The organism is Brevibacterium sp. S111 (genome assembly GCF_004745075.1).
Classification (GTDB): domain Bacteria; phylum Actinomycetota; class Actinomycetes; order Actinomycetales; family Brevibacteriaceae; genus Brevibacterium.
On the sequence record NZ_RHFH01000012.1, the window covers coordinates 119,459 to 127,259 of the forward strand.

The window sequence follows — 7,801 nt, forward strand, 5'->3', positions numbered from 1 at the left end:
ACTTGCGGGTGCTGGCGCGCACTCCCGTTTCCAGGCTCGACACGAGCGAGAGATGGAGACGGGACTTTGATTCCGAACGTATTGACCATCGCGGGCACTGACCCCACCGGGGGCGCGGGGATCCAAGCCGATCTGAAGGCTTTCTCCGCGCAGGGCGCTTACGGGATGAGCGTGATCACGGCCGTCGTTGCTCAGAATACACAGGGTGTGCAGGGCTTCGTCGCTCTGGAGCCGGGATTCGTTGCGGATCAGATCGCCGCGGTGTTCGAGGACGTGCGCGTAGACGCAGTGAAGATCGGGATGGTCGCCAACGCCGCTATCGCCGAGGCGATCGCCGAGAGTCTGGACCGCTACACGAAGTGCCCGGTGGTGCTCGACCCAGTGATGGTCGCCAAGAGCGGAGATCATCTCCTCGAGCAGGACGCCGTCGACACGATCCGCGAGCGACTGGTGCCGCGATCCACCGTGATCACCCCGAACCTCCCCGAGGCCTCGGTCCTGCTCGGACGCGACACCGAGATCGGCGACCTCGCAGGGATGCGGGCGGCGCTGGATGAGCTGCGTGGCCTCGGAGCCGGCTGGGTGCTGCTGAAGGGCGGTCACCTCGGCAGCGGCGAGAGCATCGACATCCTCACCGGTGCCGAGACCATCGAGCTGACCGCACCGCGCATCGACACCGTGAACAATCACGGCACCGGCTGCACCCTGTCGGCCGCGCTCGCCGCCCTCCTCCCGGGCCAGGCCGTGCCCGTGGCGGTGCAACACGCAAAGGAGTACCTCACCGAGGCGCTTCTCCGCGCCGGAGACCTGGAGGTCGGCTCCGGTCACGGCCCCGTCCACCACTTCCACGCCCTCTGGGGCGACGCACTTGACCGAGGAGGAGAACGATGACCGAGAGATTCACCGACGCGCTGCGCGATCAGAACCGAGACACCTGGGAGCGGGCGGTCTCGCACCGCTTCGTGCGCGAACTGTTCGACGGCAGCATCGACGACGCCGTGATGGCTGGCTACCTCGTGCAGGACTATCGCTTCCTCGACGGCTTCCTGGTACTGCTCGGCTCTGCGGTCGCGAGCGCCGACGCGCTCGAGCCGCGGCTGAGGCTGGCCCGCTTCATCGGCGAAGTCGCGGGCGACGAGAGCACCTACTTCCTGCGCGCCTTCGACGCGCTCGGCGTGACCGAAGAGCAGCGTGAGCTGATCCCCGACACGGAGGCGACCACCGCGTTCACGGCGCTGTTCCGCGAGGCGGCCGAGACCCGCGAGTACGCGGTGATTCTTGCGGTGCTGCTCGTCACTGAATGGCTGTACCTCGACTGGGCCACGAACGCGCCTGAAGCGCTGCCGGAGAGCTTCGTGCATGCCGACTGGATCACGCTCCACGACTACCCCGGGTTCCACGACCTCGTCGCCTTCCTCCGCGCCGAGCTCGACCGGGTCGGCCCCGCGCAGCAGGCGCTTGCCGAGGACTTCTTCGCGCGGGCCGTCGCGATCGAGCTGGAGTTCTTCGACGCCAGCTATACCCACCCGTTGGAAGGAGTAGCCCGATGACCCTCTTCGCAGACCTGAAGACCGCGATCGGCCCCGAGTGGCGGACCTACACCGAGCACGAGTTCGTACAGAAGCTCAGCGAGGGCACCCTGCCGCTGCCCGTGTTCCAGGACTACCTGGTGCAGGATTACCTGTTTCTCGTGCAGTTCGCCCGCGCGAACGCGTTGGCCGCGTACAAGAGTCGCAGCCTCGCCGACATCACAGACGCGAGCGGAGCGCTGCGCGCGATCCTGCACGAGACCGAGCTGCACTGTCGCCTCACCGCGAGGTGGGGCATCCCGGAAGACGAGCTCGATGCGGCGCCTGAGAAGCAGGCGACGGTCGCCTACACCCGCTACGTGCTGGACACCGGCATGTCGGGCGACCTGCTGGACCTGCACGTCGCACTCTCCCCTTGCACGATCGGTTACGGCGAGATCGGCGTCGCTCTCGATCCGGCGCGCCGGGCCCGCGAGGGTCACCCGTACGCGGAGTGGATCGCCGAGTACGCCGGTCCCGAGTTCCAGGGAGCCGCAACGGCTGCGATCCAACGCCTTGACGCGTTGACCGGCGGCGAGGTCACCGAACAGCGGTTCGAGGCGCTTGTGCAGGTGTTCCGCGCCGCCACCCGGCTGGAGGCCGATTTCTGGCAGCAGGCACTCGACTCCGCCGCCTGATCAGCTGCTCAGGGCTTCGAGCAGTGTGCGTTCGAGCCGCGCGAACTCGGGGTGAGCGATGGTCTCGATGCCACGCGGCCTGGGAAGTGCGACATCGATCACCATGCGCACGGAGGCTGGGCGTGGGGTGAGTACGACGACGCGGTCGGAGAGCAGGATCGCCTCGCGAACGTCGTGTGTGATGAGCAGGGCGGTCCAGTCGTGCTCGATCCAGACCTGCTGCAGCCAGGCCTGCAGCTCCTGCTTGGTGAGCGCATCGAGCGCACCGAAGGGTTCGTCGAGCAGCAGGGTCTGCTGTTGCTGCACCACGGTGCGCAGCAGCGCCGCGCGCTGCCGCATCCCGCCGGACAGTTCGAACGGCAGAGCATCCTCGAACCCCGAGAGGCCGAAGCGAGGGAACCACTCGCGTACCTGTTGCTGAGCAGCACGGCGCTTGATCCCTTGCACTTCGAGGCCGAGTGCGGCGTTCTCGGCGATGCTGCGCCAGGGAAAGAGGAGATCCTTCTGGGGCATGTAGGCGGCGTGGTTGCAGGATCCAGCCGCTTCTCGTCCGTCGACTCGGATGCTACCCGAAGTGGCCTGGTCGAGGCCGGCGATGATGTTGAACAGGGTGCTCTTGCCGCACCCGGACGGCCCGATGATCGAGACGAGCTCGCCTGGTGACACGTGGAGCGAGACGGCGTCGAGCACACGACGGGTCTGACCGCGTCGCAGTTGGAACTCGCGGGTGATCTCGTCGAGTTCGAGGCGGGGCGCGGTTTCAGCGCTCATTCGCCGCCCTCCTTTCCTTCAGGTGCCAGGGGATGACGAGCCGTTCGATGAGGTAGGTGGAGAGGTAGAGGGTGATGCTGACGAGTGCCGTGACGGCGACTGCGGCGAGCACGAGGTCGGTGCGGAACGCGTTCTTCTGCACGCTCATGTAGATTCCAAGCCCTTCTTTCGCGCCGACGTATTCGGCGAAGATCGCCCCGATCACCGCGTAGGTGATCCCGATTCTGAGCGAGGTGAAGAACAATGGGAGTGCCGAGGGGAGCCTGACGAGCAAGAACTCGCGGATCCTCCCCGCCCCCATGCTGCGCAGCAGTGCGGAGGCTTCCCGGTCTGTGTGTGCGAAGCCTTCGACGAGGCCGATCGTGATCGGGAAGAAGGTGACGAGGGCGACCACGAGGATCTTCGGTAGCAGCCCGAATCCGAACCAGATGATCATGAGCGGCGCGATCGCGATGACAGGGATGGTCTGCGAGGCGACCAGCAGAGGGATGAGGCCTCGGCGCATGAGCGGTGAGAAGTCGATGGCGATCGCGATTATCCATGCGCACACCAGGGAGACGCCGAAGCCGACCGCTGTCACGCTGAGCGTGGCCGCGGCGTGATCGACGATCGCGGCGCGGTGCTCCCATCCCGACTCCGCGACACGGGACGGGGCGGGGAGCACCTGCGGGCGCGCCCCGGTCAGGTGCACGGCCGCCTCCCACACTGCGACGAGCACGGTGAGGAAGACGAGCGGCACCCACAGGTTCGCCCAGGAGCGCGCCCGCACGATCAGTCCTGCAGGTACTCGTTCGTGAAGAACTCCGACCAGTCCGGCTGCTCGTCGAGCGGCTTCCCGTCGCGGTCGGTGAGCAGCCCTGTATCGAAGAGGAACTCGCCCAGCTCGCTCCAGTGCTCCTCGGTCTGCAGGCCGAAGTCGCCGTTCTCATCGAGCATGTAGCCTTCGGAGAGCATCTGCTGCCCTGCGACCAGCAGGTCCAGCTCGGTGAGCAGACCGGAGTTCTCCTCCTGCAGGATCTCCGCCGTCGCCTCCGGATCGGCGATCGAGTCCTCATATCCTCGGGCCAGCGCCTGCACGAAGTCGCGCGCCACATCGGGGTTCTCCTCGAGCCAAGTACCGTTGCCGACGACGATCACCTGATAGGCGTCGGGGAACCCGTAGTCGGTGTAGGCGAAGTTCTTCAGCTCGATCCCGCGCTGCTCAGCCTCGACGCCCTCCACCGCGACGAACGGAACGGTGAAGTCCACGTCCCCCGAATAGAGCGCCTCGTATGCGCTCGTGCCGAGCACGACAGTCTCGAAGTCGCCTTGACCGCCTGCGGCCTGCACGACACCCTGCATGGTGATCGTTTCGGCGGGGTTGTCGAAGCCGCCGAAGACGAGACCGTCGAGGTCTGCGGGGCTAGTGATGTCGTCGCGGTCGCCGAGCACAGCGACCTCGGTCGCCCACGTCTGCTGCACGGCGAGCACCGATGTGAGGTCGGCGCCGGAGGCGATCGACATGGAGGCGGTGTCCTGGAAGCTGATACCGAACTCCGCCTGACCAGCGTCGACGAGCACCTCGGGGTTGCTGTTGTTGAACGGCAGGATCTCGACATCGATGCCGGCGTCTTCGAAGTACCCCTCGTGCAGGGCCACGTACAGGCCAGTATGGTTCACGTTCGGGGTCCAGTCGAGCGCGAAACGCACGGTCGTGCGCTGATCATCGGCCGGGGCATCGTTGTCGGTGCCGGCGCAGCCGGTGAGGACGACGGTGGTGAGCGCGATTGCGCTGGCTGCGGTCAATGCGCGTCGGAATCTGGGTGAGATGGTCACGGTTCTCCATGTTCTGTTCGGGGAATGAGGTTTGGGAATCAGGGGCGGTTCGTGCTCAGCCCCAGGCCCGCACGAATCGGCGCGCGGTCGCCTTGGGGTCTTCGGCGGCGCAGATCGCGGAGACGATGGCAGCCCCTGCGGCGCCGTCGTCGCGCAGCCGGGCGATATCGTCTATACCGATGCCGCCGATCGCGACCGAGGGCACCGACGCCGCGGCCGCCAGGCGTCGAAAGCCGTCGAACCCCAGCGCCGGAGGATGGTCCGGCTTGGTGGCCGTGGGGCGGATCACGCCGATGCCGAGGTAGTCCACAGTGCCTTCGGGTAAATGCGTCACCGCTGCGAGGTGCTCGTCACTGTTCGCTGTCAGGCCGATCACGGCATCGGGGCCGAACTCGTCGCGCGCCGATCGCACGGCGGGGTCACCCTGCCCAAGATGCACCCCGTCGACCGGGATGCCGCGTTCTCTCGCTGCTATCGCGACATCGAGCCGGTCGTTGACCAGCAGCAGCGCGCGGCCCTGGATCGCTTCCGCCAGACGTTCGAGCTCACGCAGATGTGCATCGAAGCCGGCATGCTTGTCGCGCAGCTGTACGGTGCGCACCCCGCCATCGACGGCTGCCCGCACGGTCTCCGCCACGCCCCGTTCACCGCAGAGCGCACGATCGGTCACCAGGTAGATGCCGAGGTTCACGCCCCACCGCCCGGCGCCGTCTCGGCGCGCACCTGCTCCGACGCGCTCACCTCCGCTGCGCTGATCGCGTACAGCGCGTCGAGCAGACGGGCAGCGAACGACCCGGGCCCCGCCGTCTCTGCAGCGGCCCGCTCAGCGGCGATCCCGTACACGACATGCGCAGCAGCCACCGCCTCGACCGGTGAGAACTCACCACGGATGGCAGCGAATGCCGCGATCAGCGCACCCAGCGCGCACCCACCGCCGGTGATCTTCGTCAGCGGCAGATCGCCGTTTGAAACCCGGAGGATGCGCTCACCGTCGGTGACCAGATCCACCGGCCCAGACACCGCCACGACTGTGCGCAGGTCTCTCGCCAACCGCATCGCGATCGGTGCGGCCGCCTCGGTCTCATCCGCACTTTCGACGCCCTTGCCACCCGTTCCGGCCCCCGCGAGCGCGAGGATCTCGGAGGCGTTGCCCCGGATCGCGAACGGGTGCTGGGCGGCGAGCTTCTCGGCGAGAGCTGTCCGGATGGGCAGCGACCCGATCGCGACCGGATCGAGCACCCACGGCGTGCCCGCATCGTTCGCCACGGCGACCGCTTCCTCGGACGCCGCACGCTGCTCCGGGATCGGCGTTCCCAGATTCACCAACAGGCCCCCGGCGACACGGGCGAACGGTCCGGCCTCGCCGACGATGTCGACCATCGCCGGTGCCGCGCCGATGGCCAGCAAGGTGTTCGCGGTGAAGTTCGTGACCACCGAGTTAGTGATGCACTGCACCAACGGGGTCTGCGCCCTCAGCTCACCGAGCAGAACCGCGGATGATGAGACAGACATGAACTCTCGCTTTCTTCCACTGCGAAAGAAAGTCGATCACCATGACGGCACGCCGAAAGCGGACACCTGGATCGGTATCTCGAACGCGCTGAAGTCATCCGGACATTCCCTTCGCCAGTACGAACTGGATCAGGTTCGACGGGTGTGATCTCAGCCGCTGGGTGCGGCACCCCGTGTCACTGCCCACTACCCTAACGCATTCGGCCACAACTGGGAGCACTCCCGTGGAACGCTAGGGCCGCCGATGGTCAGGAGCACGGCAGATCCTGGCGGGGGCTGTCGACGGTGATTCGCCGACACTGAACCAGATCGGTGCAGCCCACGGTGTCAGGGACCATATAGAAAGATCAAATACCAACACGGGCAGCCGACCACGGCCCCATCCTGGTACAAAACCATGCGGTCGGCAGGAGCACGGAGACGCTGAGGACTACCAGCCTCTGAGGGGCTCCGGGTGAGATCGGCCGGCGGCATCGGCGCCCTCCACTCCTGCTGCACGGAACCCGCACCTCCGTCAGTACACGAAAAAAGCGGCGGGAGTGAACGCAAGACCTCGGATAAACGTTCCCTCGCAAAGAGCCAGCGACCGATGAGCAGCACAAATCCTCGGTAGACTGGTGTGACGTGACACGGGGTGCTGCACGGGATCTGCGGCTGAGATCACACCCGTCGAACCTGCTCTAGTTCGAACTAGCGAAGGAATGTCCAAGTGAGTGCTTCCACCTCTCCGTCCCGTCCGATCGTCGCGACGATCGCAGCAGTCATCCGTGGCGGCGACGTGCTGCTGGTGCGTCGCGCGAACCCGCCAGATGTCGGGCGGTGGGGCTTCCCTGGGGGGAAAATCGAAACCGGCGAAACAATTCAGCAAGCCGCCCTACGCGAGTTGCATGAGGAAACCGGCGTGCACGGTGAGGCACGCGAGGTGTTCACCGCTGTCGATGCCTTCCATCACGACGACTCCGGCACCCTCCTCCAGCACTTCGTCCTCGTCGCGGTGCGGTGCGACTGGCGAACCGGGGTACCCGTGGCAGCTGATGACGCGCTGGAAGCACGCTGGTTTTCAATCGAAGACCTCGAACACGGAGACCTTGCACTCAGTCTTGATGTGCGCGAAGTTGCCGAGACTGCCTTCCGGCTCGCGCAAAGCTCTTGAACTATCTCAATACGTTTGAATGATACCGAACGACGGAAAGAGGACAACTACTTTTGGAACCGCACGGGGTTCCTGGTAGATGCAGTGCGACACAATGCGGGTTCTGTCAGTTGATCGTTTCGTGACGATCCCAGAAGTCTCGCAGTCGCATAGCGAGAGATTCAGGGCGTTCTTCCGGTACGAAATGCCCGCAGTTCTCGATGATGCCACCTTCAAGTGGCGCGTAGCGTCGGTTGGTACGGATAGTCCACGTACCTGGTACTGGTGCTCGGTGGGAGTGGTACTGGCCCCGAGCGTGTGCTCGGGGCCGGCACCTGTCGTCCTGGCGGCTACTCCCAGTAGCC

At 65.9% G+C, this 7,801-nt stretch carries 9 protein-coding genes and 2 riboswitches; of the genes, 4 read left to right on the forward strand and 5 right to left on the reverse strand.

What is annotated here, in order from left to right:
• Positions 1-66 precede the first annotated feature (66 nt).
• From thiD to tenA, 3 genes are read left to right on the forward strand one after another with little or no spacing between them, the layout of a single operon-like run.
• On the forward strand, positions 67-891 hold the full coding sequence (gene thiD / locus EB836_RS14225) for a bifunctional hydroxymethylpyrimidine kinase/phosphomethylpyrimidine kinase (RefSeq protein WP_135541528.1): 825 nt from the start codon (positions 67-69) through the stop codon (positions 889-891).
• Positions 888-1,550, forward strand: coding sequence for a TenA family protein (locus EB836_RS14230; RefSeq protein ID WP_135541530.1), 663 nt, complete (start codon positions 888-890; stop codon positions 1,548-1,550). The genes thiD and EB836_RS14230 overlap by 4 nt, the downstream gene beginning before the upstream one ends.
• A complete protein-coding gene (tenA, locus tag EB836_RS14235; RefSeq protein WP_135541532.1) occupies positions 1,547-2,206 on the forward strand; it encodes a thiaminase II in 660 nt (219 codons plus the stop codon). Before EB836_RS14230 ends, tenA begins: the two co-directional genes overlap by 4 nt.
• Here the strand turns inward: tenA and EB836_RS14240 are convergent, their stop codons facing one another.
• Genes EB836_RS14240 through thiM form a run of 5 tightly spaced genes read right to left on the reverse strand, consistent with a single transcriptional unit; the run spans position 2,207 to position 6,304 of the window.
• Positions 2,207-2,977: an ABC transporter ATP-binding protein gene (locus EB836_RS14240; RefSeq protein ID WP_135541534.1), complete on the reverse strand. Its 771-nt coding sequence runs from the start codon at positions 2,975-2,977 to the stop codon at positions 2,207-2,209.
• Positions 2,967-3,746 carry an ABC transporter permease gene (locus tag EB836_RS14245; protein WP_240689998.1) on the reverse strand — a complete coding sequence of 260 codons (780 nt, stop codon included), beginning with the start codon at positions 3,744-3,746 and terminating at the stop codon, positions 2,967-2,969. Before EB836_RS14245 ends, EB836_RS14240 begins: the two co-directional genes overlap by 11 nt.
• A gap of 2 nt (positions 3,747-3,748) precedes the next feature.
• Positions 3,749-4,792 (reverse strand): ABC transporter substrate-binding protein, encoded by a 1,044-nt coding sequence (locus tag EB836_RS14250; RefSeq protein ID WP_135541538.1) that lies wholly within the window; start codon positions 4,790-4,792, stop codon positions 3,749-3,751.
• A 55-nt stretch (positions 4,793-4,847) separates the two neighbouring features.
• Positions 4,848-5,483 carry a thiamine phosphate synthase gene (gene thiE, locus EB836_RS14255; RefSeq protein ID WP_205683375.1) on the reverse strand — a complete coding sequence of 212 codons (636 nt, stop codon included), beginning with the start codon at positions 5,481-5,483 and terminating at the stop codon, positions 4,848-4,850.
• Positions 5,480-6,304, reverse strand: a complete 825-nt coding sequence (gene thiM, locus EB836_RS14260; protein WP_135541540.1) for a hydroxyethylthiazole kinase — start codon at positions 6,302-6,304, stop codon at positions 5,480-5,482. The genes thiE and thiM overlap by 4 nt, the downstream gene beginning before the upstream one ends.
• A gap of 88 nt (positions 6,305-6,392) precedes the next feature.
• Positions 6,393-6,488: riboswitch (TPP riboswitch) on the reverse strand.
• 436 nt (positions 6,489-6,924) lie between these two features.
• Positions 6,925-7,023: riboswitch (TPP riboswitch) on the forward strand.
• On the opposite strand from thiM, the gene EB836_RS14265 reads away from it, so the two are divergent.
• Positions 7,014-7,457, forward strand: coding sequence for an NUDIX hydrolase (locus EB836_RS14265; protein WP_135541542.1), 444 nt, complete (start codon positions 7,014-7,016; stop codon positions 7,455-7,457). It overlaps the preceding riboswitch by 10 nt.
• Positions 7,458-7,801: the final 344 nt, after the last annotated feature.